Origin of the sequence: Nocardia sp. NPDC059195 (assembly GCF_042754695.1) — a bacterium.
Classification (GTDB): domain Bacteria; phylum Actinomycetota; class Actinomycetes; order Mycobacteriales; family Mycobacteriaceae; genus Nocardia.
The window spans coordinates 163,798-188,863 of sequence record NZ_JBHZBG010000013.1 but is presented as its reverse complement, the minus strand read 5'-3'; the positions used below and the strand labels follow the sequence as shown (position 1 = coordinate 188,863).

Below are 25,066 nucleotides of genomic sequence, written 5' to 3'. Positions count from 1 at the left end.
GTCCGCGGCCGGGTCGCCGGTTAGCGCTCGAAAGCGCTGCGCCGAAGGCGCTAGTCTCGAGCGCTAACCGGCGGCCCTCAGGGCCGCGGACACGCGCGCGCCAGCGCGCCAATAAACACAGCGTCAAACCTGCCTGGGACTACCACCGCCCGGTCCTCCCCCAACGACCACCGAACAATAAGGGCCAAAACCAACCAACACGGTAACGTCGACCTATGGCGACCGAGGTCCGCAACAACACCGCACTCGAGCGGTTCGAACTCACCGCCGACGGTCAACCCGCCGGCTACATCGAATACCAGGACACCGGTGACGAACGCGCGCTGGTCCACACCGAGATCTACCCCCGATTCGAAGGCCGCGGCTTGGCGAACATCCTGGTCAAGTCCGCACTCGACGCCAGCCGCGACCAAGGTTTCAGTGTGCTGCCGATGTGCCCGGTGGTGCTGCATTTCATCACCACCCATCCCGATTACATCGCCTACGTCCCGCAGCGAGCCAGAGAGCTGTTCGGCCTACCTCAGTAGCGCGCGACGGCCCCGTCGACAGCCAGTTGCAGCTCTTCTTTGACGAGCCTGGCGATGTCGGCGGGCCGCTGCGGCAGCTCGAGAATCGGCGCGCGGAAGTACGCGACCCCGGACACCGCCTCGGCCGCGGTCGTTTCGACGGTAGCGTCGCGGTTCCCGTAGTTCATCCCGATGGCGACCAGCGCGGGCGCGGCATCCAGTTTGGCGGCGCGGAACGCGATATGCCCGATCCCGCTACCGACCGCCTGCACCTTGGTGTGATCTACCTCATTGCAGGTCCCCTCGGGGAAGATCGCGAGGTGATCACCGGCCGCCAACCGCTGCGCGCACACATCCATCATGCGCTGACCTGCGGCATTGACCGCCCGAATCCCGTGATCCTTGCCGCGGAACACCGGAATCCCGCCCATCATGTCCACCTTGCGACGCTGCTCGGGATCGAGAAAGAGCTCGTCCTTGGCCAGCACCCGGATCCGCCCGATCTTCGAGCGCAACGGTGAGCGCCACGCCGTCGCCGCGATCGTGTACGGGTCGCTGGTCGACAGATGGTTGATCGCGAAGATCACCGGCCGCCCACTGCGGACCAGCGCCTTCAACTGCCGTTTCGCGCCGTCGGCGAACGTCACGCGCGGCCGGAATCGCCGGGCCAGCACCGCATACGAGGCCAGCGCCTTCCATCTGTTCTGCTGATGCCGCAGGTAGTAGTCGTACACGGCGTCGTTATCGTCGAGCAGGACCTCGGGCAAGTGCATAGCGCGACCCTACCGGGCGATCCCACGGGTCCGCGCACGAAGAAATTCCGGTTCCGATCCGGTCTGCGGGAAGCGCGCATCGCCGCTCCAATGCGATGATGGCTCGGTGGCAGGCGGAGACGACCCGGACGAGCGCCGGACTCGCGACGGGCACGGTGACGACCGGCGGCGCGGTCAGCCCGCGATGAGCGTCCGCGCGGGCAACCTGCTGGTGTCCGCGATCGACCTGGTGGAACCTACGTTCCGCCGCACCGTGGTGTACGTGATCGAGCACAACGACGCGGGCAGCCTCGGCGTGGTGCTGAACCGGCCGAGCGAGACCCCGGTCGTCGATGTGCTGCCCGCCTGGGCCAACCTGGCCGCCACCCCGACCGACCTCTACATCGGCGGTCCGGTCAAACGCGATGCCGCGCTGTGCCTGGCGGTGCTGCACGCGGGCGTCGACATTTCCGAGATCCGCGGGCTGCGCCGGGTCGACGGCCGCGTGGTGCTGGTCGATCTGGACGCCGACCCCGCCGAGATCGGCCCGCTCATCGAGCAGGTCCGGATCTTCGCCGGGTACGCGGGCTGGTCGATGGGCCAGCTCGACGGCGAACTCGACAACGGCGACTGGATCGTGGTGTCGGCGCTGCCGTCGGACCCGATCGCCACCGACCGCCACGATCTGTGGGCCGCGGTACTGCGGCGCCAGCCGTTGCCGCTGGCATTGCTGGCGACACACCCGATTGAACTCGAACGCAACTGACACCGTTACTCCTTCGACGAGCAGGAGTGACAGATGAATTACGACGAGCAGTGACCAGGGCCGCCGATGAACGACGGTCGAGACGAATTGATGCGCGCGCTCTACGCCGAGCACGCACCCGCACTGTGGCGTTTCACCCTCTGTCTGGTGCGCGATCCCGGCCGGGCCGAGGACATCGTGCAGGAGACGCTGCTACGCGCCTGGCAGCGCCCCGCCGTCCTGGAACAGACCGAAACCTCCCCGCGCGCATGGTTGTTCACCGTGGCTCGTAATCTCGCGGTCGACGAGCATCGCAGCGCCAGGCACCGGCGCGAGTTCGGTACCGACACCCCGCCGGAGCAGGTGAGCCCCGACCAATCGGATCGGGCGCTCGACGGCTGGCTGGTCGCCGACGCGCTGAGCACGCTGAGCCCGGATCATCGCGAGGTGATCGTGCGGGCCTACTATCGCGGCCTCGGCATGGCCCAGATCGCCGACGAATTGGGCATCCCACCGGGAACGGTGAAATCGCGCCTGCATTACGGCATGCGCGCCATGCGACTGGCGCTACAGGAGATGGGGGTGACGAACCGATGACCGACCTCGCCGACGAGTACAGCACCTGGGATGCTGCCTATGTCCTCGGTTCCCTCGGTGCCGCCGAGCGGCGCGAATACGAGACGCATCTGCTCGATTGCGCGCACTGCCAGCAGGCGGTCGCCGAACTGTCCGGGATGCCGGGCATGCTCGGTCTGGTCGACCGTGAGACCGCGCTGTCGATGATCGAATCGCCGGATCCGGTCGCCCCGCAGGTCCCCGACCTGATCCCGGCTCTGGCCGCGGCCGCCGAACGGCGCAGGAAGCGGCGGCGCTGGGTGAGTGTCGGGAGCGCGGTGGCGGCTGCCGCGGCCGCGGTGGCGATCGCGATTCCGGTGACGGTCACCGTGGCGAACTCGGAGACCTCGACCGAACAGATCGTCGCGGAGCAGCAGATGCAGGCGGTGGAGCAGACACCGGTGAGCGCGCAGGTGAAGCTGGTCCGCGACGGCGACCGCACGCGCCTGGTAATGACCTGCCGCTACGCGCCGAGCGCCTACGGCTCCGGCTACAACCGAACGTACGGGCTGGTGGTGACCGCGGGTGAGCAGCGGCTCGAACTCGACCAGTGGCCGGCGGGCCCCGGCACCGAGTTGACGGTTGATCGCACCATCGACGCCCCACCGGATTCGATCAGCAAGGTGGAGATCACTTCCATCGATTCCGGCCGGACTGTCCTGGTCGCCCAGGTCTGAACACAGAACGGTCCGGCCTCCGCGAGGAGACCGGACCGTGTGCGCGACAGGCTACTTCGCTTGTTTGCTGAAGATCGACTTCGACCACAGGAAGCCGCCGCCCGCGATCACCGCGCACCAAGCCAGCGCGATCCAGCCGTTGGCGCCGATCTCGGTGCCCATCAGCAGCCCGCGCAGCGTCTCGGTGATGGGGGTGAAGGGCTGGTATTCGGCGAACTGGCGCATCCCGACCGGCATCGTGTCGGTGGCTACCAGGCCACTGCCGAGGAAGGGCAGCAGCACGATGGGAAATGGTGCGTTGCTGGCACTTTCGGGAGTCGGCGAGAGCAGGCCGAGCGCGATGGCCAGCCAGGTGAAGGCGAACGTCACCAGTGCGAGCAGCCCGAACGCGCCCACCCACTCCACCACGTTCGCGTTCGGCCGGAAGCCGACCAGCATCGCGACGGCGGTCATCGCGACAACACCCGCCATCGCCTGGATGAGCGCGCCGAGCACGTGCCCGGTGAGTACCGAGGACTGCGAGATCGCCATTACCCGAAAGCGATTCACGATCCCCTTGCTCGCGTCGGTGGCGATCGAGACCGCTACCGACACCGTCAGATAGGCGGGCAACAGCAACATCATGCCCGGCGCCAGATAGTCGATATAGCTACCGCCCGACGACTTCTCGAGCGCCCCGCCGAAGACGTACTTGAACACGAGCATCAGCACGATCGGCATGATGATGATGCTGAACGTCATGCTCGGATAGCGCTTGACGTGAATCATGTTGCGCCGCAACATCGTCATCGTGTCGGCGAAGGCGTAGGACTTGGACTTGGTCAAAGTGGTCATCGCAGTGACTCCTGCTCGATGGTGGCGCGGCCGGTGAGGGTGAGGAAGACGTCGTCGAGGTTCGGGGTGTGCACGGAAATGCCGCCCGCTTCGATGTTTTCGGTATCGAGCAGGTCGAGCACGGCGCGCAGGGAGCGCACGCCGCCGTCGCTCGGCACGGCGAGGGTCAGCCCGTCGGTGCCCTCGACGACCTTCGCCGTCGGGCCGAACGCGCGCTGGGCGGCCGCCACGTCGGGCTGATCGGTGAAGTCGATGCGGATGTGGCCGCCCGGGATCAGTCGCTTCAGTTCTGCCGCGGTGCCTTCGGCGACGATCCGGCCGTTGTCGAGTACGGCGATGCGATCGGCCAGGTGGTCGGCCTCCTCGAGGTACTGGGTGGTGAGGAAGACGGTGACGCCGAGATCGTCGACCAGGCCGCGGATGATCTCCCAGATGGAGCGGCGGCTGCGCGGGTCGAGGCCGGTGGTCGGTTCGTCGAGGAAGATCACCCGCGGATTGCCGACCAGCGTCATCGCCAGATCGAGCCTGCGGGTCATGCCGCCGGAGTAGGTGCTCGCGGGCTTGTCGGCGGCCTCGACCAGGTCGAACCGTTCCAGCAGTTCCACTGCCAGAGCGCGGGTTTCGCGGCGCGGTAGATGGTTCAGGTCGCCCATCATCTGCAGGTTCTCCCGGCCGGTCAGCAGCTCGTCGACCGCGGCGAACTGCCCGGTGACGCCGATCAGCTCACGCACCGCGCCGCGTTCGGTCACCACATCGTGGCCGCCAACGGCGCACTCCCCCGCATCGCCGGCGATCAGCGTGGTGAGGATCTGCACGGTGGTGGTCTTGCCCGCGCCGTTGGGGCCGAGCAGGGAGAAGACGGTGCCCTCGGCGACGGTGATGTCGATGCCGTCGAGAACTGTTTTGTCGCCGTATGCCTTGTGCAGGCCCCGGGCGGTGATGGCCGGGTTGACCATGATCGTCCCTTTCCATTAGATTGCATTCATTGTTGCGAATATGTGCATGAGTTATCGACACAGCCCCCAGGGGCTGCGGTTCGGGTGTTCGGCGTGTGGTTGTGGTCGAGGAGTTAGATGTCGAGTTCCTCGATCTGCGGGTGCGCGACGATGTCTTCGACCTTGCGGAACAGCTTGTCGGGGATGCGACCCTTGAGCGCCTTCAGGTCGTCGAGGATCTCGTATTCGTAATCGCCCCAGTCCCAAGGCCGGTCACCGATGCCGAACATCCGGCGCCAGTACTTCCAGTCCTTCATGTCACCGGCAGCCTCGCCGGTCGGGTAGTCCTCCCACCGCGCGATGTGCGTATGCAGCACCAGCTTGCCCTTGCGGCTGCGATAGACCTTCTGGTCCACCACCTCCCCGTCGCCGATGTCGCGCCATTCGCCCAGCAGGGAGCCGAGGAAGCGCACCTGCCGAACACCGTCGCGACCCACCTGCAAGACGACCTCCTCGAAGCCGGCCTCGCGGCCTTCTTCCAGCTCGATAAGCCTGCGCAGCGCGCTGACCACCGTGCTGGAGAGGTTGCCGCCGACGAGCTCCTGAGCCCGCTGGAACACCGGGAGATCGTCGTCGGATACGTAGATCGTCTTGTTGGGCATGAACTCACTATACGTATATGTGTACGTACACACAAGGGGTTGTTTTCGCCCACCCTCTGAACTCCCCCTCGGCGCGCCTCGTAGTCCAGGCAGACGCGGTGCGCAGCGGCGTCACATTTCGTCGCGGAGAAGGAGGGCCGATGCCGGACAGAGTGGTGGACTACCTGGTACGAACGGTAGCCGACCGGGGAATCACCCAGATCTTCGGCGTCGACGGCGCCAATATCGAGGACCTGTACGACGCGATCTTCGACGCGGGCGGTTCGCCTGCCGGAATCGTCGCCAAACACGAGTTCTCCGCGGCCACGATGGCTGACGGGTACGCGCGCAGCACCGGCGGGATGGGGGTCGTCGCAGCCACTTCGGGTGGTGGGGCCATGAATCTCGTTGCTGGTCTTGCCGAGTCGTTCACCTCGCGAGTGCCGGTACTGGCCTTGGTCGGACAGGCGCCAACCGGTCTCGAAGGGATCGGCGCATTTCAGGATTCGAGCGGCCTGGCCGAGTCCATCGACGCGGCAGCACTGTTCGCCACGGTGAGCCGGTATTGCGCCCGCGTGACCGACCCGGCCGAGCTACCCGCCCAGCTCGCGGCGGCGATCGCCGCGGCCGAGGGCGGCGGACCCGCGGTATTGCTGATTCCGAAAGATGTTCAGCAGCAGGTGATGCCGGAAGTTTCGATCTTGTCGCCGGTCCGAGATTCTTCGATTTCCCCCCTTGCGCCCGGAGTCTCCGCGCGCACCGTCGCGGCCGAACTCGCCGACGCCCGGCGTATCGGAAAGGTGGTGATCATCGCCGGTGATCAGATCGCTCGCGACAACGCCCGCGACGAACTCGCCGACCTGGTCGCCGCGCTCGACGCCGCCATCGGCGTAGCCCCCGATGCCAAGGATGCCTATTCCAACACCGGCCCCGGCTACTGCGGTGTCGCGGGCACCATGGGCCATCCCGAGCTGGTCGAGGCTTTGGGGGCGGCGAGCGCCTGCCTGCTGATCGGCACCCGACTGCCGGTCACCGCCCGCGCCGGCCTCGACGCCGCCCTCGCCGAGCTGCCGGTACTCAGCATCGGCGCACTACCGCCCTATCTGGCGACGACCCACACCACCAGCGCGGATCTCGCTGGAACCATCACCACGCTGCTGACCGGCCTCGGCGCGACGCCGACCACGAGCGCGCGCTCCGCCGAGCTCACCGCGATGACCGTCCCCGAAGCCGCGGGCCCCGGCCTGCGCTATCGCACCGTCGTCGAGGCCATCCAGCGCGCGCTGCCCGATGGCGCCGATGTTTTCGCCGACGCGGGTAACACCGGCGCCTCGGTGGTGCATTACCTACGGGTACCCGAGCGCGGACGTTTCACGGTCGCGCTCGGGATGGGCGGAATGGGTTACGCCTTCGGCGCGGGTATCGGTTCCGCGTTCGCCCGCCGCGCCGCGCCCGACGGCCCGCACCGCACCGTCGTCATCGCAGGTGACGGCTCGTTCTTCATGCACGGCATGGAGATTCACACCGCCATCGAACACGACCTGCCCATCACCTTCGTGGTGTTCAACAACAACGCGCACGCCATGTGCGTCACCCGCGAACAGCTCTACTACCGGGATCGCTACAGCTTCAATCGCTTTCAACCGTCCCATCTGGGAGCGGGCATCGCGGCCATGTTCCCCGGCCTGCCCGCCCGCACCGTCTCCGACGCCAACCGGTTGTCCGGCGCACTGGATCACAGCTTCGCCGCCACCGGACCGTCGTTTCTCGAAATCCTCTGTGACCCAGACGAAGTCCCGCCGTTTCAGCCCTTCCTGTCCGCCCTCGAATCATCCAGGAGCACCCCGTGACCACTAGCGCCCTGCCTGCCCTGTCCGACATTCCCGAGGAGGTGGTGCCCGGCGTGATCCGAATCGAGAACTCCGACCGGGAGACCACCACGCCGATCATCATGGACATGCTGCGTTCGGTGTACCCGCACGACCAGATCTTCGGCGACTACTGCCCGGTGCAGGCCTACATCGCCGCCCCGCCACGTGAGGTCTACGAATACCTCGCCGATACCCGCTCGCTGGAGGAGTGGACCTACAGCCTGCGCGGATTCACCGAAACCGCCGAGCCCGGCCTGTGGCTGTCCTACGACCGCCTCGGTGACGCGACCAAATGTTTCACCCGCACCGTCGCCCATCCCGACGCGATGACCGTCGACTATCACTGCGCGTGGGACCAGTCCGAGCACCTCTGGATGATCTATCTGATGCGGGTGGTCGACGCCCAGGTGGTGTTCAACAAGCCCGGTTCGGTGGTGACGTGGGTCAACTGCAAACACCCCTTCTACGACGAAAACGGTTATCCCGAAACAGCTCCGCCGAAGCGCCCGGTCTGGGTCGGCGATTTCTGGGAGATGTTCTCCGCCGGACACCAGCTCGAGCTGGACAACCTCAAAGCCATTTGTGAATACCGCGCGGCCAACGGGCTGCCGATCAAGCCGGAGTGGATGCAGTGAATATGCCGCAGGTGAGTCTGGTCGATGTCGCGAGCTATCTGCCCGGTGACCCCGTCCCGACCGACTACTTCACCCAGTTCTCGCGTTCGGAGCGGATGGCGAAGAACGTGATGTTCCGTTCGCCGACCGGCCGCCACCACATCGGCCGCGACGAAACCGCCGTCGACATGGCCGAGCAGGCGTTCGCCGTGCTGCGCGAGCGCCACGGCGCCGACCTCGCCGCCGAGATCGACATCATCATCACCCACACCCAACTGCCCGATAATCCGGTGCTCGGCGCAGGCCCCGAACTGGCTCGTCGACTGGGCGCTCATCCGTCGCAGGTACTCGACGTACACAACAGCGGTTGCGCGGCGTTCGTCCAGATGATGGCGATTGCCCGGATGATGATGGCCACCAGCGACGCGAAGACCGCGCTGATCGTCGCCGCGCAGAATTGCGCGGGCCCGGTGTTCACCCAGCCCGATATCCGGAAACTGGCGCAGGCGCCGGTGCCCGGTGACGGGTGCGGAATCGGCCTGCTGCGCAAGGACGATTCGGGCCCGATCCTCGATATCGAAACCCGGACCTATCCCGAATTCGCCGGTGATATGGACTTCTCCACAAATGGTTCGCGCAAGTACTGGGAGCCGGGCGAGGGCCAGGGCTGCGTGAGCTTCTCCGAATCCAAGATCACCAAGGTGTTCGCGCGCGGCAACCGGCTCGTGCCCGAGGTGGCGCTGGCGGTGTGTGCGCGGATCGGGGTGAAGAGCAAAGACATCGACACCTTCATCACCAATCAGCCGAATCGGCTGTTCCTGCGCAACTGGCACGACGCGCTGGAACTGCCCGCCGAACGTCATCCCGATACCTTCGATCAGTGCGGAAACCTGTTCGCAGCGGGCATTCCCGTGACACTCGACGCGGAGAACCGGGCAGGCCGGTTGCGCAACGGGTCGGTGGTGCTGCTGTCGGCGTTCGCGCACGCGGGCGATTTCGCCGGTGCGGCGGCCATTCGCTGGGGCGCCGCGCGATGACTGTGCGGCTGGTGGAACCGACGATCCCCTCCCGTCGGTTCCACACCACGGCGACACCAACGCTGTTCGACCTCGGTCTCAGCGAGAATCCCTTCCCGCCACTGCCTTCCATTCTGGTGGCGGTGACTACGGCGCTGACCCAGGCCAACCGGTATCCGGAGTTCCTTCCGGAGGAACTGCCGCGGGTGATCGCTGATCATCTCGGGGTCTCGCCCGACGACGTGGTGGTCGGTGCGGGAGCCACCGGTGTCGCGATGCAGGTGATGCGGGCACTCGGCGGCGGTGAACTGCTGACCAGCACACCGACTTTCGACGGCTACCTGATCATGGCCGACATGGCCGGGATGACGCTGGTCCCGGTCCCGCTCGACATCGGCGGCAATCAGGACCTGACCGCCATGCGCCGCTCGGTGAACCGGCGCACCTCGCTGGTCGTGCTGTGCCGACCCCACAACCCCACCGGGACTGTCCTCGACGCGGCGGCGGTCCGATCCTTCCTCGCCGCGATCCCCCGCCGCGCGCCGGTACTCCTCGACGAGGCCTATGTCGAATTCCTCGATCCGACAGACCGTCTCGACATCCGCACCCTGCTGCACCAGCATCCGAACCTGCTGATTCTGCGCACCTTCTCCAAGGCGTACGGATTGGCCGGGCTGCGGATCGGCTACTGCGTTGGCCGCGGCAAGCTGATCGAACGAATCCGACACCAGCAGTTGCCCTTCGGCATCCCCACCGCATCCATCGCCGCGGTGCGCGCCGCCTACGCCGCGGGCACAGAACTCCGCGACCGTATCGACCACATCAACCGCGAACGAGAGCTCCTACGAATGACATTGCGCGCCTGCGGCATCGACGTGCCCCGCAGTTACGCGAACTTCCTCTACCTGCCCGGCCCCGGCGTGGCCACCGCCCTCCGCCGCGCCGGCATCAAGGCAAAGGCTTACCCCGACGGTAGCGCCCGTATCGCGGTCGGCGACCCCGTCGCAGGCCGCGCCGTCCACGCCGCCCTCGTCGACCTGCGGTAATCAGTTCGGCAACGGAACCCGACCCGGTCCTGCCGCCGGGTCATCACGACCGGGACCTGGATCCCTCCACCAGGTCCCGGTCATCCGCGGTTCAATCCCCGCCGCCGCCCCCACCACAGCTGCTGCAACTACTGCAACTGCCCGAGCTCCCGCTGTCGCTCAACCCGCCGTCGGCCAACGTCCAATCCCCGATGTCGCCCTGTACCAACGAAGTGCTGGGTCCGCGCAGTTCAGCAGCTGCTACTGCCACCGCCACAACTGCTACTACTTCCACCGCCACAACTGCTGCTGCTCGACCCGGAGTCGCAGCTACCTGACCAACTGCCGCTGTCGCTGCTGCTGCTGCTGCTGTACCAGCCGTCAGCGGAACTCCAACTGGTCGACCCGGAGCTGTATTGCCGCTGACGAGCACGAGCCAGCTCCCGAGCCCGCCTGTTCGCCGCGATGCGGGCGCGCCTCTCCGGCCTGCCCTGCGGGTCGCTTACCTGCTGGGCGATCGCCACGATGATCATGATCGGCACCGTCACGAACCCGATCAGTCCGACCACTCCGACAAAAAGCGCAAGAAACGTTGCGATCACGTCGCCGATACTCATGGGCCCCTCCTCGCTCGACCAGCATGTCGAGGCCGACCGTAACCGCGAGTTCTTGCAATCCCCTTTCGGCCGACCAGCAGTCAGATCCACCGCTGATCTCGCCACATTCCTTGTCCCACAGGTCAGCCCGACGCGTCAGCGGCGCCGCGATTCGCCGTTCGCACTGGCAGGTCGGTGATGGTGGCTGTCAGCCACCGCCTCCACCACCGCCACCGCCACATCCGCCGCCACCACCGCTACTACCACCGCCGCCACAACTGCTGCCGCCACCGCCACAACTGCTGCCGCTGTCGCCCGTGCCGAAGGTGGCCGCACCGGCCCCGCCCGCGCTCCAACCGCTATTGCTGCGCCCGGCCCGGCCGGAGTTTCCGGAACCGCGAGCGAGTTGGACGCAACCAGTCCCGAGGAAGCCCAACGCGACCGCCACGGTCAGCACACCGATCAATGGCGCGAATACGCCAACGAATATGCCGATGAACAACAGGGCAAGCCCAGAACCGAATACCTTCATGATTTCCCCCCAATTCAGTCGTTACTACGGTGTACCCCAACGCTTTCAGCGAAACCCGGTAGAGCCGCCCCTCAACCGCGCTTTGCCTGCCCCGAGGCACGCCCACGCGCCCGACGTCCCGCGGCCGCGTGTCGTTCGTTCTTGGCTTCCGGTGTGGCGCTGAGCATGACGAGCCCGAACAGCACCAGCACGATCGTGGTCGCCAGTAGGACGGCTCCCGTCCCACCGCCGACCAAGAGACCGACTACAGCGACGATGAACGCGACGACAAAGACCATGGTTCCTCCCCCGAGAAGTGCATCGCCGAATACCGGCGACACCGAATTGCCTACCGATAGAACGCGGCGCCGATTATTCGCCGCCGCCGCCACCACCACAACCGCCGCCCCCGCAGCCGCTGCCACCGCCGCAGCCAGTGCCACCCTTTCCGCTGCTGCCCCCACCGCCGCCACCGTGATGCTGGCCGCCGCCGTCACCGAACCAGCTGACTCCGGCCGCGGACGTACCAACACCCCACCGCCGCTTCGACTTCCGTGACCCTCCTGGATCGCGAAGGACGAGAACACCACCGACCGCGAAGACAACCGCCGCGATGACGAGCATGACAATCCCCGCGACCGCCGAATAGCTGGTAGTGATCGCGCCGACCAATGCGAGCAAGAGCCCCGCCCCGACAACCTTCACGATTCCCCCGATCAAGTTCCTGCTTCAGTTGTACCGGAGTGCGGCACCCGTCGCCACCACCTATTACCGCTACCCGACGGGCGCGGCAGTGGTATGCCGACGATCAGTCCCCACCCCCGCCGGAACCGCCACCACCGGAATTCCCACCGTCGTAGGTGGTACTGAGCGAGTCCGCGTCGTCGATCCCGCGCCGACCTGCTTTCCCACCGGTACCGAAGCGCAAGCGCTGATACCTGGACCGCAGACGACGGGCGTTGCGTATTTGCAGAACCGCACCGGTCACCAGCAGCACCACCGCGATGCCCACTATCGCGAGACCGACTGTCAACGCGTGGCCGGCGACAATCACGCCGACCAATCCTACGAGAAACGCAGCGCCGACAATCATGACGAACTCCCCCTGCTCAGATCGTACTTTCGTTGTACGGGATCGCAGGGCCTGCCGCCAGGGTCAGTTTGCGGGGGCGCAGGTGTCGCGGAGGGAGCAGCCGCCGCAGGAGGAGCCGCAGCCACCGACGGGCGCGGGGGGCAGCAGGGGTTCGACTGTTCGGGCGGCGGCGTTGGCGCCTGCGCCGAGGGTGAAGATCGCGATCACCGCGACCAGTGCGGCGACGCCGAGGCCGGCGAAACCGCCAGCTACCAGCACGACCAGCCCGCCGGCGAACAGCAGGGCGCCCGCGCCGACCGAGGTGGGGGCGGCGATGCGGTTGGCGATCCGGAAATTGTCGTCGCTGTGCAGCGCGGCTTCAGTGGTGACACCGATGAAGCGGTTGCGGGGCAGTTTGCCGAGCAGTCCGAGCACGCCGGTCACGATGGCGACCGCGGCCAGCGCGAACAACAGGAGAGCGACGACGACCATTCATGCAGGCTAGCGCACCCGTAAAGACCCGAAATCAGGGCTCCCCGCCGAGCGTGACCGGCCACACACCGCCGGCGAACACCACCGTGGCCGCAGAAGACCGGGCGGCACGTTCTCGGCCCTTGGGAAATCACCTCGCACCGACGTTCTACGCTGTTAGACGATGTTTACCGGGGATCGGCGAGAACAAGAAGGCAGGACCGTGCAGGACACTCGTGCAACCGAGACTGACGTACCTCAGCACCGGTACAACGCCGAGCTGGCTGGGCGGATCGAGCGACGCTGGCAGCAGAACTGGACCGAGCGCGGGACGTTCAACGCGCCCAACCCGGTCGGACCGCTGGCCGGCGAGACGCCGCCCGACAAGCTGTTCATCCAGGACATGTTCCCGTTCCCCTCGGGCGCGGGCCTGCACGTGGGCCACCCGCTCGGCTATATCGCCACCGACGTGTTCGGTCGCTACCACCGCATGCGCGGCCGCAACGTGCTGCACGCGCTCGGCTACGACGCCTTCGGTCTGCCCGCCGAGCAGTACGCCGTGCAGACCGGCGCGCACCCGCGGGTGACCACCGAGGCCAATATCGCGACGATGCAGCGTCAGCTGGACCGGCTCGGCCTCGGCCACGATCCGCGGCGCTCGTTCGCCACGACCGATCCCGAGTACTACCGGTGGACGCAGTGGATCTTCCTGCGCATCTACAACGCCTGGTACGACCAGGAAGCCGGTCGCGCCCGCCCGATCGCCGAGCTGGAAGAGCAGTTCGCCACAGGCGCGCGTCCGGTTCCCGACGGTGCCTGGACCACCATGTCGGCCGCCGAGCGTGGCGCGCTGATCGACTCGTATCGCCTGGTGTACCAGTCGGATTCGATCGTCAACTGGTGCCCCGGGCTCGGCACGGTGCTGTCCAACGAAGAGGTCACCTCCGACGGACGCAGTGAGCGCGGGAACTTCCCCGTGTTCCGTAAGCGCATGTGGCAGTGGATGATGCGCATCACCTCCTACTCCGATCGCCTGGTCGACGACCTGGACACGCTGGACTGGCCGGACAACGTGAAGTCCATGCAGCGCAACTGGATCGGGCGCTCGCGTGGCGCACAGGTGCGGTTCGACGCGGATGGCGAGACCATCGAGGTGTTCACCACCCGACCCGACACCCTGTTCGGCGCGACCTATGTCGTGCTGGCCCCCGAGCACGAGCTGGTCGACAAGCTGACCGCCGACGCCTGGCCCGCCGACACCGACACCCGCTGGACCAACGACAGCGCCACCCCCACGGAAGCTGTTGGCGCATACCGCAAGTCGATCGCGGCGAAGTCGGATCTGGAACGTCAGGAGAACAAGGAGAAGACCGGCGTCTTCCTCGGCTCCTACGCCACCAACCCGGCCGACGGCACGCAGGTGCCGATCTTCATCGCCGACTACGTGCTGAGCGGCTACGGCACGGGCGCCATCATGGCGGTGCCCGGCCACGACCACCGCGACTGGGATTTCGCGACCACACTCGGACTGCCGATCATCGAGGTGATCGACGGCGGTAACGTCGCCGAAGCGGTCCACTCCGGCGAGGGCAAGCTGGTGAATTCCGGCTTCCTGAACGGACTTTCGGTCGACGAGGCCAAGGCCACCATGATCGGGCACCTCGAAGCCGAGGGCCACGGCACCGGCACTGTCCAGTACAAGCTGCGCGACTGGCTGTTCGCGCGTCAGCGGTACTGGGGCGAGCCGTTCCCGATCGTCTACGACGCCGACGGCGTGGCGCACGCGCTGCCGGAATCCATGCTGCCCGTGGAACTTCCGGAGATGGAGGATTTCGCGCCGGTCACCTTCGACGCCGACGACGCGAACTCCGAGCCGTCCCCGCCGCTGGCCAAGGCCACCGACTGGGTCAATGTCGAGCTGGATCTTGGTGACGGGCCCAAGCAGTACCGCCGCGACACCAATGTCATGCCCAACTGGGCCGGTTCCTCCTGGTACCAGCTGCGCTACGCCGACCCGACCAACGCCGAGACGTTCTGCGCCGAGGAGAACGAGCAGTACTGGCTCGGCCCGCGCACAGCCGAGCACGGCCCGAACGACCCGGGCGGTGTCGACCTGTACATCGGTGGTGTGGAGCACGCGGTGCTGCACCTGCTGTACGCGCGTTTCTGGCAGAAAGTGCTCTTCGACCTGGGCGATGTGTCCGGCAGCGAGCCCTACCGTCGCCTGTACAACCAGGGCATGGTGCAGGCTTACGCGTATACGGACTCCCGTGGCGCGTACGTGCCCGCCGCCGAGGTCGTCGAGCGTGACGCGAAGTTCTTCTGGACCGGTGCCGACGGCATCGAGATCGAGGTCTCCCAGGAGTACGGCAAGATCGGCAAGTCGCTGAAGAACGCTATCTCGCCCGACGAGATGTGCGATCTGTACGGCGCCGACACCTTCCGTTTCTACGAGATGTCGATGGGCCCGCTGGACACCTCGCGCCCGTGGGCGACCAAGGATGTCGTCGGCGCGCACCGCTTCCTGCAGCGCGTCTGGCGCCTGGTGGTCGACGAGGAGACCGGCACGGTGAAGGCCACCGATGCCGCCCCGTCGGACGAAACCCTGCGCCTGGTGCACCGCACCATCGCCGGTGTCGACGAAGACCTGGCCGCCCTGCGCGATAATACGGCGGGCGCGAAGCTGATCGAGCTCACCAACCACCTCACCAAGAACTACCCCACCGGCGCACCCCGCGCCGCGGTGGAACCCCTGGTGCTGATGCTCGCTCCGCTGGCCCCCCACATCGCCGAGGAACTCTGGGAACGCCTGGGCCACAACACTTCCCTGGCTCACGGCCCCTTCCCCGCCGCCGACCCCGCACTACTGGTCGCGGATTCGGTGGAATACCCGATCCAGGTAAAAGGCAAGGTGCGCAGCCGAATCCAGGTCCCCGCCGACGCCGACCCCGCGTCGATCGAGGCTGCCGCGCTGGCCGACGAGAAGGTCATCGCCCTGCTCGAGGGTCAAGCGCCCCGCAAGATCATCGTGGTGCCGGGGAAGATGGTCAATATCGTCCCCTGAGCTGCGATACCGCCGACGACGAAGGCCCCGGAACGATCACTGACAAGAGTCATATCGCCGGGGCAATCGCCGGTAAGAGTCCGCGAATCACCCGAAGGTGACCGGGCGCGGCATGGCGGCTGTCATTCGACAAAACCGATGCCGGTCGCGATGCCGGAAGGACCGAGGCACATTCCGTTGACGAATCCCGGACCGAAAAAGAGACCAGTTACAGGTCCGGCAGCGGGCGCATTCGAGCCGAAACCGATTCCGGGGCCCACCCAAACACAGGTGTAAGCGTTTACCCCGCCGCTGTCTGCTTGAAGTCCGTCGATCGGCGCCCCAGCCGGTCCAGGCGACACGATGGGTACTGCCGCCGCAGTCCCGGCCCCCAGTGCGACCATTGGCACGATAGCCGCTGCCGCGATCGCCGCGCGCACAATATTCTTGTTCATGATGCCTTCTCCTTGAGATAGTGCCGAAGTCTCGGCCCTTCTTTGCTGGTAGAGAAAACATACGAAGGTAAGGACTGTGTCCGCGTCCGTGCTGACGCCGGAAATCCCTGCGTGCTAGCACGCAGTTGGTGAGACAACCGGCCCTCAGGCTTGCACTTGCAGGACGTCGTTCAACGTCACCAACGACAAATTGCGTTCCTTGATGATGTCGACCAATTGCCCGTAGCAATGGGTGACCGGGGGGAAGTTGGCATGGCCGATGATGATCGACTGGGCGGCGAAGTATTTGTAGGCGCATTCGATCAGGTATTCCTCGGTGATGAGGCCTGAGTCGGAGAGCGAGCCGTACCACATGGTGGGAACGGTGTAGCCGAGGTCGGCGGCCACCTTGTCTACGGTGGCGTTGTGATAGCCGAACGGCGGACGATAGAACGGGGTGCCGTCGACGCCGAAGTTGTTGCGCAGGAAGGTTTTCGTGCGGCTGAGCTGGTCGGCGACCGCCGTGGTGCCGATCTTGGTCAAGGCGGCGTGGTCCCAGGTGTGGTTGCCGAGCTGGATCTGGCCCGAGTCCACCAGCGGGCGCAGCGCCTCGCGGTGGATGGTCCAGGATTCGTAGTAGCCGGTGACGAAGAAGGTGAAGCGGGCGCCGGTGTCCCTGGCCCATTTCACATAGGCGCCAACGACTTCGGGACTGGCTCCGTCATCGACGGTCAGTGCCATGGAAAGACCCTGACCTGGGAGCGCGGTGATGGGTTTCGGGGGAATGATCGACTTCGGGCCGCCCGGCGGGGGCGGGAGCAGTGGCCGCGCGGGGGTGGGAACGGGCGGCGGCGTGGGGATCTCACCGGCGGACCCGGCCTCGACGGCCTCGCCTTCGGCGGTCGCGCAGCCGGTCAGCGCCACGGCGGTACCCGCGGCCAACATCGCCAGCATTCGACGTCTGTCCACTTACGACCCCTATTCGAACCAGGTGCACCTCGCCGCGAGCCAGGGCACGATCAAATCAGCGGGACGGTACCCACCGAATCCATCGAGCACCTGAACCGGCGGATACCTCTGCGCGAACTCCAGCGTCGACCCCCTGGACGCAGCTATCGGCGACCATACCCAATCGCATGGTCTCTCTCAGCGAGGACGCAGCACGATCTCGGTCGGATGCCCGTCACGCGGTGTGTCGACGGCGGTTCGCACGGCACCGGCCACCGTCTCGGCGGTGAGAAACTCCTCCGGCCGGTACTCGCGACCCTCGTCGGCAACGATCGCGCGCTGCATATCGGTGTCGATGCGGCCGGGGAACAGCGAGGTCACCCGCAGCGAGGGCTCCTCTTGACGCAGCGCGTCGGCGAGGGCACGCAGCCCGAACTTGCTCGCCGCGTAGGAACCCCAACCGGGATGCGCGCGCAGCCCCGCACCCGAATTGATCAGCACCACATGCCCGTTCGCGGCACGCAGCGCGGGCAGCAACACCCGCGTCAGCTCGGCGACGGCGATCAGATTGACCTCGAGCGTCTCGCGCCACTGCTCGACCGAGGACTCGGCGACCGTACCGAGATCAGCGACACCCGCGTTGTGAACGAGGACATCGAGCCGCGAGATCCGCTCGGCGGCCGCCGCCACGGCGGGATAGTCGGTGAGAGCGACCGGCCAGCCCGTCGCATCGGGCAGCTCGGTGAGGATCGGCTTCAGCGCGTCGGCGGAGCGGGCGCCGAGCAACAGGTCGTGGGTGGGCGCGAGTTCGCGGGCGATCGCGGCACCGAGTCCACGGCTCGCGCCGGTGATGAGAGCGGTCTGGGCGGGAGTACTCATACTTCCCACGCTAGCGGGCACGGAGATCTCGACACCCTGGCCGTTTCCCCGCGCGGATGACAGCACCGACTAGTACCGTCGGACTATGACCGATCCCCGGTACAACTACGGACCAGACAACCCGCAGTACCCCCAGCACCCGGGTCAGCCGCAGTACCCCCACGGCCATGGCGAGCCGCAGTATCCCCACCAGGGCGAGCCGGAACCCAAGGTCAATGTGGGCAAGCTGTGGGCGGGCGGGATCGGCACGGCCGCCGTTGCCGCATTGCTGGTGGTCGTCGCGATCATGCTGATCCGCGGGGTGCTCGGCATTTCGATCCTGTCGCCGGAAGGCGCGGGTACGTACGGCACCGTCTCCACCACCTCCTACGCCATCGCCGCCGCGGGCGCCGCGCTGCTGGCGACGGCCCTGCTGATGGTGCTGCTGCTGGCCATGCCGAGCCCGCTCACCTTCTTCACCTGGATCTGCCTGCTCCTCACGGCCGTCGCGGTGATTCTGCCGTTCACGCTGGTCGCCGATCTGGACGCCAAGATCGCGACCGCGGCGATCAACCTGGTGGTCGGCCTGTGCATCACCACCATGCTCAGCTCAGTCGGATCGGCCGCCCAGAACACGCCGCGTCAAGCCGGGTACTGATCGTCACACTGCGCCGAGATGCCTTGGGGCCTGCTCCGCCGCAGAATAGAGAGATGACCGACCCAGGTTTCACCCCGACGCAGCTCGCGGCCCGCGCCGCCTACCTCCTGCGCGGCAACGACCTGGGCACGATGACCAGCGCCGCGCCCCGCCTCTACCCACACATGTGGAGCTGGGACGCGGCGTTCGTCGCGGTCGGGCTGGCGCCGTTGAGCGTGGAGCGGGCCGTGGTCGAGCTCGACACGCTGCTGTCGGCGCAGTGGAAGAACGGGATGATCCCGCACATCGTCTTCGCCAACGGTGTCGACGGGTATTTCCCCGGGCCCGCGCGCTGGGAGTGCCGCAAGCTGGCCGCGAACGCACCCGATGGACCCGACACCTCCGGCATCACCCAGCCGCCGGTGCACGCCATCGCCGTGCAGCGCATCCTCGACCATTCCCGCAGGCACGGCCGCTCCGCCCGCGCCGTCGCCGAGGAATTCCTGAACCGGCGCTGGCCTGATCTGGTGCGCTGGCACCGCTGGCTCGCGCATGCCCGCGACCCCAAGGAAACCGGGCGGGTGACGCTGTACCACGGCTGGGAATCCGGGATGGACAACTCGCCGCGCTGGGACCGCGCCTACGCCAATGTTGTTCCGGGGACCGATCTTCCGCCGTATCGCCGCGCGGACACCTCGATCGTCTCCGACCCGACCCAGCGTCCGAGCGACCGCGAATACGACCGCTACCTGTGGCTGGTCGAACAGATGCGGCGCGCGAACTACGACGATTTCCAGCTCACCTCGGTGATGAGTTTCGCCGTGGAGGACGTGTTCGTCTCGGCGATCTTCGCGCTGGCCTGCGAGGTGCTTGCCGACATCGGCGAGGAGTACAAGCAACCACACGCCGACGTCCGGGAACTCCATGGCTGGGCCGAACGCTTCCGTCAGGGGGTTGTCGCCACCACCGACGAAAGGACCGGCGCCGCACGGGATTACGATGTCCGCCTGCAACGCTGGATCAGCACCGAAACCCTGGCCATGTTCGCGCCGCTGATCTCGGGCGGGCTGTCCCGCCACGCCGAGCGCGCCCTCCTCAACACCTTCGAAGGCCCGCGCTTCTGTGGGCACCCCGACCTCCGCTACGCCCTGCCCCCATCGACCTCCCCCGTTTCCGGAGACTTCCGCCCCCGCGAATACTGGCGCGGCCCGGTCTGGCCGGTGATGAGCTGGCTGTTCTCCTGGGCCTTCGCCCGCCGAGGCTGGGCCGAGCGCTCCTATATGCTCCGCGCCGAAGGTTTGCGCCAGGCCAGCGACGGCAGTTTCGCCGAGTACTACGAGCCGTTCACCGGTGCTCCGCTCGGCAGCATGCAGCAATCATGGACCGCCGCTTCGGTTCTCGATTGGCTCGGCTAGTTCTCGCCGACGTCGGTGTGCCATTCGACGGTGATGCCGAGTTCGCGCGCGAGCGTCGACGCCAGTCCTTCCGGGTCGCCGCCGTTGATGGTGGCACCGCGCAACGCGGTGATGCCGTAGATGCCGGTGAGGTCGCAGTCTTCGAAGCGGAGGTTCTGCTGGATGCGCGCGCCGGTGAAGCGGGCACCGACGAGGTTGCAGCGTTCGAAGCGGACATTGCGGAACTCGGCGCTCTGGAAGTCGGCTTGGCGTAGGTCGCAGTCACGGAAAACCACTGTGCGCATCCGTGATTGGGCGAAGGAGGACAGGTCGGCGCGCGTGGACTCGATCAGCACGTCGCGGAGAACACCTGCGGTCCAGGACAATCCGGTGAGACGACCGTGTTCGATCAGGGTTTCGATCATCGAGGAATCGTCGGCCTGCACGTTGGCCAGATCACAGACGCGCAGCGTGGATTCGGCGATGGTGCTGTGGCGCAGGGTGCTCGGAAACCGAACGCTCTCGAACAGGCAAGCTTCGACGCTCACGCCGGAGACGTGCAGCTCGGCGAAATCCGCGTCGCGATATTCGACGTCGGTCACGCTCAGTTCGTCGATCGGGTCGTCGCCGGGCGAGACCGCCGGGCGCAACGACCCCGGCTTCGCCACCGCAGGCTCGAACCGCACCTCACGCTTGCGCGCCATGCCTACCACTCCCTGTCAGCCGATGTCCGCACCAAGATACGGGCTCGGGCCGACACGGTAACTATTCACAGACACCCACCAGCACCACTGGTCACACCAGCAACAAGCCACTACGGTCGACGACCATGGACACCAAGCGCTGGAGTTCGACGGTTCGCGGTTGTGTTGTGCTAGTCGCCCTGGCCTGCGCGCTCCCCGCCACCGCGCAGGCGGAGCCCAGCGGGCCGGATGTGTCGTCCTGGCAGCATGTGGACGGCCGGATGATCGACTGGCACGCGGTGCGCGCGGCCGGACATCAGTTCGCGATGGTGAAGGCCACCGAGGGCCTGCACTACGTCAATCCGTACTTCGTGCAGGACAGCATTCTGATGCGAACCGCCGGGGTGGCGCGCGGCACCTACCATTTCGCCCGCCCCGAACTGCCGCCCGAACCGCAGGCCGCGATGTACGCGGCGACGGTCCTCGGCCAGAACGGCCCCCTCGACCTCCCACCGGTGCTCGACCTGGAAACCTCCGGCGGCCTCGCCCCCGCCGACCTCATCGACTGGACCCACCGCTACCTCGACGCCCTGCAAATCCTCACCGGCCGCACCCCGATCATCTACACGTATCCGAACTTCTGGAAGACCGCGATGGCCGACACCAGCGTCTTCACCGGATACCCGCTCTGGATCGCCGACTACAGCGGCAACGATCAGCCCGAAGTCCCCGGCAACTGGCCCACCTGGACCTTCTGGCAAACCACCGACCGCGGCGCCGTCCCCGGCATCGGCGGCGCCACCGACGTCAACATCTACAGCGGAGCCCAGGGCGACCTGGCCCGCTTCGCCAACATGTCGGGATTGTTCGGCAGCAGCTAGGTTGTCAACGAACGTTGGGGAAGTACGGGCTCACTGCCATACACGGCACCGGAGTAGCCGTGCTCGGCGAGAGCGCGTTGAGCACGAAGCGCCACGCTCGTTCGCTGTACATGGTCGCCAGATGCTCTGACATGTCGATCGAACACCCGTCCTGAAGGGTGATATTGGTGACGTTCGGACCGGAAAGGTACTGCTGGTCGTACGGGGTCACGATCTGGTCGTATTTGGTGACGATCGTGGTGTAGGTGACGCCGGGGCGCGTGTCACCGTTGCCGTAGATCTCCGCCGACAATCCGTCGCCGATCGCCTGCTGGGTCAGCGCGGGTGCGACAGCGCCGAGACCGTCGTAGATCCACCACCCCACCGGCGGGATGAAACTGCGCAGGAACGCGATCGTGCTCAACGTGGTGCCGTGATTGCTGGGCGAGATACCGACCATCTTGTCGACCTTGGCGTCACCGCCGAGCACGTTGAGGTAGTACAGCGGCATGATTCCGCCGCCTTGGGAGTGGCCGACCAGGTCCACCTTCTCGACGCCGGTAGCCGCGCGCACCCGGTCGACCATGACGGCCAACTCGCGCGCCGAACTTCGGATGTCACCGAAAGCCTGCAACGGGATCTGGCCGGGCAGCCAGGCCAGGTTGCCGTAGTTGAAGGTGAACACGCAGTAGCCGTTGTTCTTCAGGTAGGGCGCCCCGGCCTGAAACGCGATCGCCTGCGACGTCGACGTGGAGTTCACCAGCACAACCGGATTCGGATGCTCGGCGCTGGGTCGGCAGTTCCAGTCGTTGGCGCCCGGCGGTGCCTGGGCGGGAAACAGGCCGGCGGGCAGGATGCCGGCCCCCAGATCGAAAGGCACCGGCAGCGGCCCCGTCGCAGGTTCCTGCGGTTGCGCTGCGGCAGGCCCTGCCGCCAGCGCGAAAACCGTACCGAGCGCCACAACAACACTGTTGACCCATGCGCGCATTTCAAAGCCCCACTAACCCGCTGCACCTGTGGCAGCAATCTGCCGCAGCCTACCCACGCAAGTGACACGTGTTACAAAAGGCAGAGCAGATTGTGATTGCCCACAAAAGCGATAAGTGCTGTTCGGGCGACCGGCGCCGCCCCGAGATCGACCGTGAAATGACGAAACCGCTACTCGCCCAGCCGAGTAGCGGTTTCATCAGCGGATCGGTGGTCGGCTAGACGCCGATACGACCGCCGTTCTTCTTCCAGACCACCGCGACCGAGGGGCGGGGTTGGGCAGTGCCACCGTCGGGCCAGTTCGACAGCGGCTTGTCGATGGAAGCATCGTCGGACTCACCGGGGTGCTGCACGCAGACGATGACCTGCTTCTCGGTGATGATCGGGCCGCAGGTTTCGCCACCGCGGGGGACGGTGAGGAACTGCTTGGTCTCACCGCGGTTGGGGCCGTCGAGGACCACCGAGAACAGGCCGTCGTTGGACTTCAGCGCGTTGCCGTCGGTGGAGATCCACAGGTTGCCGTACGGATCGAAGGCCAGGTTGTCCGGGCAGGAGATGGGGCTGACCTTGGACTTGTCGAAGCCGCTGAAGTAGGTGTCGGCGGTGGTGGGGTCACCGCAGACCAGCAGCAGGGTCCAGGTGAAGTCGGTGCCGGTGTGGTTGTCGGTGAGCTCGAGGACCTGGCCGTTCTTGTTCAGCTTGCGCGGGTTGGCCTCGTCCACACCCGGCTTGCCGTCGGCGCCGCGGTTGGAGTTGTTGGTCAGCGCGACATAGACCTTGCCGGTCTTCGGGTTGGTCTCGAAGTCCTCGGGACGGTCCATCTTGGTGGCGCCGACCTTGTCACCGGCCTGGCGGGTGAACACCGCGACCTCTTCGGCGGACATCCCGTCGACCAGGGACTTGCCCTTGCCGTCGGCACCGGTCTCCAGCAGCGGAATCCACTGGCCCTTGCCGGTGAAGCCGCCGTTGGGAACCTTGCCGGAGCCGTCGATCTCGGCGGCGTGATCGCCGGTCAGCTTGGCGACGTACAGGGTGCCCTCGTCGAGGATGGTCATGTTGTGGCGCATGCTCGACGCGCCGACGCCCGGCTGCACCTTCTTGGTGGAGACGAACTTGTACATGTAGTCGAAACGCTCGTCGTCACCGCTGTAGGCCACGACGCTGCCGTCGCCGGTCACGTGGATGGTGGCGGCCTCGTGCTTGAACCGGCCGAGCGAGGTGTGCTTGACCGGAGCCGAGCTCGCGTCCCACGGGTTGACCTCGACGACGTAACCGAAACGGTTGACCTCGTTGGGTTCGGCCGCGACATCGAAGCGCGGGTCGAAGCTCTCCCACTTGCGCTCGGAAGCCGCGCCCTCGATGCCGTAGCGCTTCAGGCGCGCCGCGGCGGCGGGTTCGGTGACGCTCGCGGCGTTGCCGAAGTACTGGTTGAAGTTCTCTTCGCCCGAAAGCACGGTGCCCCAAGGGGTTACACCGCCAGAGCAGTTGTTCAGGGTACCGAGCACCTTGGTGCCGGTCGGGTCGGCCTTGGTCTTCAGCAGCGCACTACCCGCGGCCGGACCCTTGACCTCGAACTCGGTGGTCGCGGTGATCCGCCGGTTGTACTTGCCGAACGCGGGTTTCAGCTGGCCCGAGCCGGACTGCCCGTGCACCTCGACGACGCTGAGGCCGTGCGAGGCCAGCGCGATGTCGAACTGCTCACGGGTCGGCGCGTCCTTCTTGTAGCCGCGGAACATCATCGGCTCGGTGCTGTACTCATGGCTCACGACCAGCAGGTACTTGTCTGCCTGGCCCTCGATCGGCAGCAGACCGGCGAAGTCGCAGTTGTAACCGAACTGCTTGGCCGCGGCAGCGGCAGTCTGCTTGTCGAAGTCGAACGCCGGTGCGCCTTCGATGACCGCGTCACCCCAGCGGATCAGCACCGACTGCTCGTAGCCCGCCGGAATGACCAGCGCGTCTTCCTTGTTCGGCGCGACGGCGGTGAAACCGGTGCCGGTGCCGGGCGAGCCGGTGGGGCTCGAGCCGGTGCCGGAGCTGTCGTCGCCACAGGCGGCCAGCACGCTCACCGCGCCGACTCCGAGCACGACGGCGGCGCCGCCCTTGATCAGGCCACGACGGTTGAGCCCGGCGACGATGTCACCGAAGTACTCACCGCCGGAGGTGTTGGGCACCTCGTGGAAGCAGGCGTTGCCGCACTTGTATTCACAGGTCAGGGCGGCGCGTGCCGACTGACCGTCGTGCTTGACGAACAGGGCGAGCGGTTTCGGACTCACGGTGACTCCTGAGTAGAACGGACTTCGGGCACCGTAAGCAGCCCAAGCGAGCCATCGGGAACGCGTAG

At 66.6% G+C, this 25,066-nt stretch carries 26 protein-coding genes; 12 read left to right on the top strand and 14 right to left on the bottom strand.

The features are described 5' to 3' along the window. The first annotated feature begins 215 nt into the window (after nucleotides 1–215). Nucleotides 216–527: a GNAT family N-acetyltransferase gene (locus ACFXKN_RS19060; RefSeq protein ID WP_378947784.1), complete on the top strand. Its 312-nt coding sequence runs from the start codon at nucleotides 216–218 to the stop codon at nucleotides 525–527. Here ACFXKN_RS19060 and ACFXKN_RS19055 read toward each other — a convergent pair. Further along, complete coding sequence (locus tag ACFXKN_RS19055) at nucleotides 521–1,279, bottom strand: lysophospholipid acyltransferase family protein (RefSeq protein WP_378947780.1); 759 nt, start codon at nucleotides 1,277–1,279, stop codon at nucleotides 521–523. The genes ACFXKN_RS19060 and ACFXKN_RS19055 overlap by 7 nt on opposite strands. 106 nt (nucleotides 1,280–1,385) lie before the next feature. Here ACFXKN_RS19055 and ACFXKN_RS19050 point away from each other — a divergent pair, with 106 nt between their 5' ends. The 3 genes from ACFXKN_RS19050 (at nucleotide 1,386) to ACFXKN_RS19040 (ending at nucleotide 3,295) form a co-directional block, all read left to right on the top strand. Then, nucleotides 1,386–2,024 (top strand): YqgE/AlgH family protein, encoded by a 639-nt coding sequence (locus ACFXKN_RS19050; RefSeq protein WP_378947777.1) that lies wholly within the window; start codon nucleotides 1,386–1,388, stop codon nucleotides 2,022–2,024. A gap of 66 nt (nucleotides 2,025–2,090) precedes the next feature. Continuing rightward, entirely contained in the window at nucleotides 2,091–2,600 is a 510-nt protein-coding gene (locus tag ACFXKN_RS19045; protein WP_378947774.1) for a sigma-70 family RNA polymerase sigma factor, read from the top strand. Next, nucleotides 2,597–3,295 (top strand): zf-HC2 domain-containing protein, encoded by a 699-nt coding sequence (locus ACFXKN_RS19040; protein WP_378947771.1) that lies wholly within the window; start codon nucleotides 2,597–2,599, stop codon nucleotides 3,293–3,295. Before ACFXKN_RS19045 ends, ACFXKN_RS19040 begins: the two co-directional genes overlap by 4 nt. A gap of 51 nt (nucleotides 3,296–3,346) precedes the next feature. Here ACFXKN_RS19040 and ACFXKN_RS19035 read toward each other — a convergent pair whose 3' ends face one another. The 3 genes from ACFXKN_RS19035 to ACFXKN_RS19025 form a co-directional block, all read right to left on the bottom strand. Beyond that, the gene (locus ACFXKN_RS19035; protein ID WP_378947768.1) at nucleotides 3,347–4,129 is read right to left on the bottom strand and encodes an ABC transporter permease; all 783 of its coding nucleotides are present in this window, start codon (nucleotides 4,127–4,129) and stop codon (nucleotides 3,347–3,349) included. Beyond that, nucleotides 4,126–5,085 (bottom strand): ATP-binding cassette domain-containing protein, encoded by a 960-nt coding sequence (locus tag ACFXKN_RS19030; protein ID WP_378947764.1) that lies wholly within the window; start codon nucleotides 5,083–5,085, stop codon nucleotides 4,126–4,128. Before ACFXKN_RS19030 ends, ACFXKN_RS19035 begins: the two co-directional genes overlap by 4 nt. A 113-nt stretch (nucleotides 5,086–5,198) precedes the next feature. Next, the gene (locus ACFXKN_RS19025) at nucleotides 5,199–5,726 is read right to left on the bottom strand and encodes an EXLDI protein (protein WP_378916194.1); all 528 of its coding nucleotides are present in this window, start codon (nucleotides 5,724–5,726) and stop codon (nucleotides 5,199–5,201) included. A 140-nt stretch (nucleotides 5,727–5,866) separates the two neighbouring features. On the opposite strand from ACFXKN_RS19025, the gene ACFXKN_RS19020 reads away from it, so the two are divergent. From ACFXKN_RS19020 to ACFXKN_RS19005, 4 genes are read left to right on the top strand one after another with little or no spacing between them, the layout of a single operon-like run. Further along, nucleotides 5,867–7,555, top strand: coding sequence for a thiamine pyrophosphate-binding protein (locus ACFXKN_RS19020; RefSeq protein ID WP_378947760.1), 1,689 nt, complete (start codon nucleotides 5,867–5,869; stop codon nucleotides 7,553–7,555). Then, on the top strand, nucleotides 7,552–8,211 hold the full coding sequence (locus ACFXKN_RS19015; protein WP_378947757.1) for an SRPBCC family protein: 660 nt from the start codon (nucleotides 7,552–7,554) through the stop codon (nucleotides 8,209–8,211). The genes ACFXKN_RS19020 and ACFXKN_RS19015 overlap by 4 nt, the downstream gene beginning before the upstream one ends. 2 nt (nucleotides 8,212–8,213) lie before the next feature. After that, nucleotides 8,214–9,227, top strand: a complete 1,014-nt coding sequence (locus tag ACFXKN_RS19010) for a 3-oxoacyl-ACP synthase III family protein (RefSeq protein ID WP_378948231.1) — start codon at nucleotides 8,214–8,216, stop codon at nucleotides 9,225–9,227. Next, nucleotides 9,224–10,252: a pyridoxal phosphate-dependent aminotransferase gene (locus tag ACFXKN_RS19005; RefSeq protein WP_378947754.1), complete on the top strand. Its 1,029-nt coding sequence runs from the start codon at nucleotides 9,224–9,226 to the stop codon at nucleotides 10,250–10,252. Before ACFXKN_RS19010 ends, ACFXKN_RS19005 begins: the two co-directional genes overlap by 4 nt. A gap of 1,178 nt (nucleotides 10,253–11,430) precedes the next feature. Here ACFXKN_RS19005 and ACFXKN_RS19000 read toward each other — a convergent pair. The 4 genes from ACFXKN_RS19000 to ACFXKN_RS18985 form a co-directional block, all read right to left on the bottom strand. After that, the gene (locus tag ACFXKN_RS19000; RefSeq protein WP_378947747.1) at nucleotides 11,431–11,637 is read right to left on the bottom strand and encodes a hypothetical protein; all 207 of its coding nucleotides are present in this window, start codon (nucleotides 11,635–11,637) and stop codon (nucleotides 11,431–11,433) included. A 73-nt stretch (nucleotides 11,638–11,710) separates the two neighbouring features. Continuing rightward, nucleotides 11,711–12,043, bottom strand: coding sequence for a hypothetical protein (locus ACFXKN_RS18995; protein ID WP_378947744.1), 333 nt, complete (start codon nucleotides 12,041–12,043; stop codon nucleotides 11,711–11,713). Between the two features lie 103 nt (nucleotides 12,044–12,146). Next, nucleotides 12,147–12,431, bottom strand: coding sequence for a hypothetical protein (locus tag ACFXKN_RS18990; protein WP_378947741.1), 285 nt, complete (start codon nucleotides 12,429–12,431; stop codon nucleotides 12,147–12,149). A gap of 63 nt (nucleotides 12,432–12,494) precedes the next feature. Next, on the bottom strand, nucleotides 12,495–12,902 hold the full coding sequence (locus ACFXKN_RS18985) for an SdpI family protein (RefSeq protein ID WP_378947738.1): 408 nt from the start codon (nucleotides 12,900–12,902) through the stop codon (nucleotides 12,495–12,497). 202 nt (nucleotides 12,903–13,104) lie between these two features. Here ACFXKN_RS18985 and leuS point away from each other — a divergent pair, with 202 nt between their 5' ends. Next, complete coding sequence (leuS, locus tag ACFXKN_RS18980; RefSeq protein ID WP_378947735.1) at nucleotides 13,105–15,945, top strand: leucine--tRNA ligase; 2,841 nt, start codon at nucleotides 13,105–13,107, stop codon at nucleotides 15,943–15,945. A 122-nt stretch (nucleotides 15,946–16,067) separates the two neighbouring features. On the opposite strand, the gene ACFXKN_RS18975 is transcribed toward leuS, so the two are convergent. From ACFXKN_RS18975 to ACFXKN_RS18965, 3 genes are all read right to left on the bottom strand, one after another. Beyond that, the gene (locus ACFXKN_RS18975) at nucleotides 16,068–16,379 is read right to left on the bottom strand and encodes a hypothetical protein (protein ID WP_378947732.1); all 312 of its coding nucleotides are present in this window, start codon (nucleotides 16,377–16,379) and stop codon (nucleotides 16,068–16,070) included. Nucleotides 16,380–16,523: 144 nt separating this feature from the next. Further along, nucleotides 16,524–17,312: a polysaccharide deacetylase family protein gene (locus ACFXKN_RS18970; protein WP_378948227.1), complete on the bottom strand. Its 789-nt coding sequence runs from the start codon at nucleotides 17,310–17,312 to the stop codon at nucleotides 16,524–16,526. A 192-nt stretch (nucleotides 17,313–17,504) separates the two neighbouring features. Next, nucleotides 17,505–18,185: an SDR family oxidoreductase gene (locus tag ACFXKN_RS18965; protein ID WP_379433489.1), complete on the bottom strand. Its 681-nt coding sequence runs from the start codon at nucleotides 18,183–18,185 to the stop codon at nucleotides 17,505–17,507. Between the two features lie 85 nt (nucleotides 18,186–18,270). Here ACFXKN_RS18965 and ACFXKN_RS18960 point away from each other — a divergent pair, with 85 nt between their 5' ends. Then, entirely contained in the window at nucleotides 18,271–18,822 is a 552-nt protein-coding gene (locus tag ACFXKN_RS18960) for a DUF6069 family protein (protein ID WP_379433488.1), read from the top strand. 53 nt (nucleotides 18,823–18,875) lie between these two features. After that, entirely contained in the window at nucleotides 18,876–20,216 is a 1,341-nt protein-coding gene (locus tag ACFXKN_RS18955) for an amylo-alpha-1,6-glucosidase (RefSeq protein WP_379433487.1), read from the top strand. Here ACFXKN_RS18955 and ACFXKN_RS18950 read toward each other — a convergent pair. Further along, nucleotides 20,213–20,899 carry a pentapeptide repeat-containing protein gene (locus tag ACFXKN_RS18950; RefSeq protein ID WP_379433486.1) on the bottom strand — a complete coding sequence of 229 codons (687 nt, stop codon included), beginning with the start codon at nucleotides 20,897–20,899 and terminating at the stop codon, nucleotides 20,213–20,215. The two genes, ACFXKN_RS18955 and ACFXKN_RS18950, sit on opposite strands and share 4 nt — an antisense overlap. Nucleotides 20,900–21,024: 125 nt before the next feature. Between ACFXKN_RS18950 and ACFXKN_RS18945 the strand changes: the two genes are divergently transcribed. After that, a complete protein-coding gene (locus tag ACFXKN_RS18945; protein WP_378947716.1) occupies nucleotides 21,025–21,759 on the top strand; it encodes a glycoside hydrolase family 25 protein in 735 nt (244 codons plus the stop codon). A gap of 4 nt (nucleotides 21,760–21,763) precedes the next feature. On the opposite strand, the gene ACFXKN_RS18940 is transcribed toward ACFXKN_RS18945, so the two are convergent. Then, entirely contained in the window at nucleotides 21,764–22,699 is a 936-nt protein-coding gene (locus ACFXKN_RS18940) for an esterase/lipase family protein (protein ID WP_378947712.1), read from the bottom strand. A 244-nt stretch (nucleotides 22,700–22,943) separates the two neighbouring features. Then, nucleotides 22,944–24,998, bottom strand: a complete 2,055-nt coding sequence (locus ACFXKN_RS18935; RefSeq protein WP_378947707.1) for a PhoX family protein — start codon at nucleotides 24,996–24,998, stop codon at nucleotides 22,944–22,946. Nucleotides 24,999–25,066: the final 68 nt, after the last annotated feature.

Coding starts and splice junctions, on each gene's coding strand:
- ACFXKN_RS19060 (WP_378947784.1), top strand. CDS start 216: ATGGCGACCGAGGTCCGCAACAACACCGCACTCGAGCGGTTCGAACTC.
- ACFXKN_RS19055 (WP_378947780.1), bottom strand. CDS start 1,279: ATGCACTTGCCCGAGGTCCTGCTCGACGATAACGACGCCGTGTACGAC.
- ACFXKN_RS19045 (WP_378947774.1), top strand. CDS start 2,091: ATGAACGACGGTCGAGACGAATTGATGCGCGCGCTCTACGCCGAGCAC.
- ACFXKN_RS19040 (WP_378947771.1), top strand. CDS start 2,597: ATGACCGACCTCGCCGACGAGTACAGCACCTGGGATGCTGCCTATGTC.
- ACFXKN_RS19035 (WP_378947768.1), bottom strand. CDS start 4,129: ATGACCACTTTGACCAAGTCCAAGTCCTACGCCTTCGCCGACACGATG.
- ACFXKN_RS19030 (WP_378947764.1), bottom strand. CDS start 5,085: ATGGTCAACCCGGCCATCACCGCCCGGGGCCTGCACAAGGCATACGGC.
- ACFXKN_RS19025 (WP_378916194.1), bottom strand. CDS start 5,726: ATGCCCAACAAGACGATCTACGTATCCGACGACGATCTCCCGGTGTTC.
- ACFXKN_RS19020 (WP_378947760.1), top strand. CDS start 5,867: ATGCCGGACAGAGTGGTGGACTACCTGGTACGAACGGTAGCCGACCGG.
- ACFXKN_RS19010 (WP_378948231.1), top strand. CDS start 8,214: ATGCCGCAGGTGAGTCTGGTCGATGTCGCGAGCTATCTGCCCGGTGAC.
- ACFXKN_RS19005 (WP_378947754.1), top strand. CDS start 9,224: ATGACTGTGCGGCTGGTGGAACCGACGATCCCCTCCCGTCGGTTCCAC.
- ACFXKN_RS19000 (WP_378947747.1), bottom strand. CDS start 11,637: ATGGTCTTTGTCGTCGCGTTCATCGTCGCTGTAGTCGGTCTCTTGGTC.
- ACFXKN_RS18990 (WP_378947741.1), bottom strand. CDS start 12,431: ATGATTGTCGGCGCTGCGTTTCTCGTAGGATTGGTCGGCGTGATTGTC.
- ACFXKN_RS18985 (WP_378947738.1), bottom strand. CDS start 12,902: ATGGTCGTCGTCGCTCTCCTGTTGTTCGCGCTGGCCGCGGTCGCCATC.
- ACFXKN_RS18975 (WP_378947732.1), bottom strand. CDS start 16,379: ATGAACAAGAATATTGTGCGCGCGGCGATCGCGGCAGCGGCTATCGTG.
- ACFXKN_RS18970 (WP_378948227.1), bottom strand. CDS start 17,312: ATGCTGGCGATGTTGGCCGCGGGTACCGCCGTGGCGCTGACCGGCTGC.
- ACFXKN_RS18965 (WP_379433489.1), bottom strand. CDS start 18,185: ATGAGTACTCCCGCCCAGACCGCTCTCATCACCGGCGCGAGCCGTGGA.
- ACFXKN_RS18960 (WP_379433488.1), top strand. CDS start 18,271: ATGACCGATCCCCGGTACAACTACGGACCAGACAACCCGCAGTACCCC.
- ACFXKN_RS18955 (WP_379433487.1), top strand. CDS start 18,876: ATGACCGACCCAGGTTTCACCCCGACGCAGCTCGCGGCCCGCGCCGCC.
- ACFXKN_RS18950 (WP_379433486.1), bottom strand. CDS start 20,899: ATGGCGCGCAAGCGTGAGGTGCGGTTCGAGCCTGCGGTGGCGAAGCCG.
- ACFXKN_RS18945 (WP_378947716.1), top strand. CDS start 21,025: ATGGACACCAAGCGCTGGAGTTCGACGGTTCGCGGTTGTGTTGTGCTA.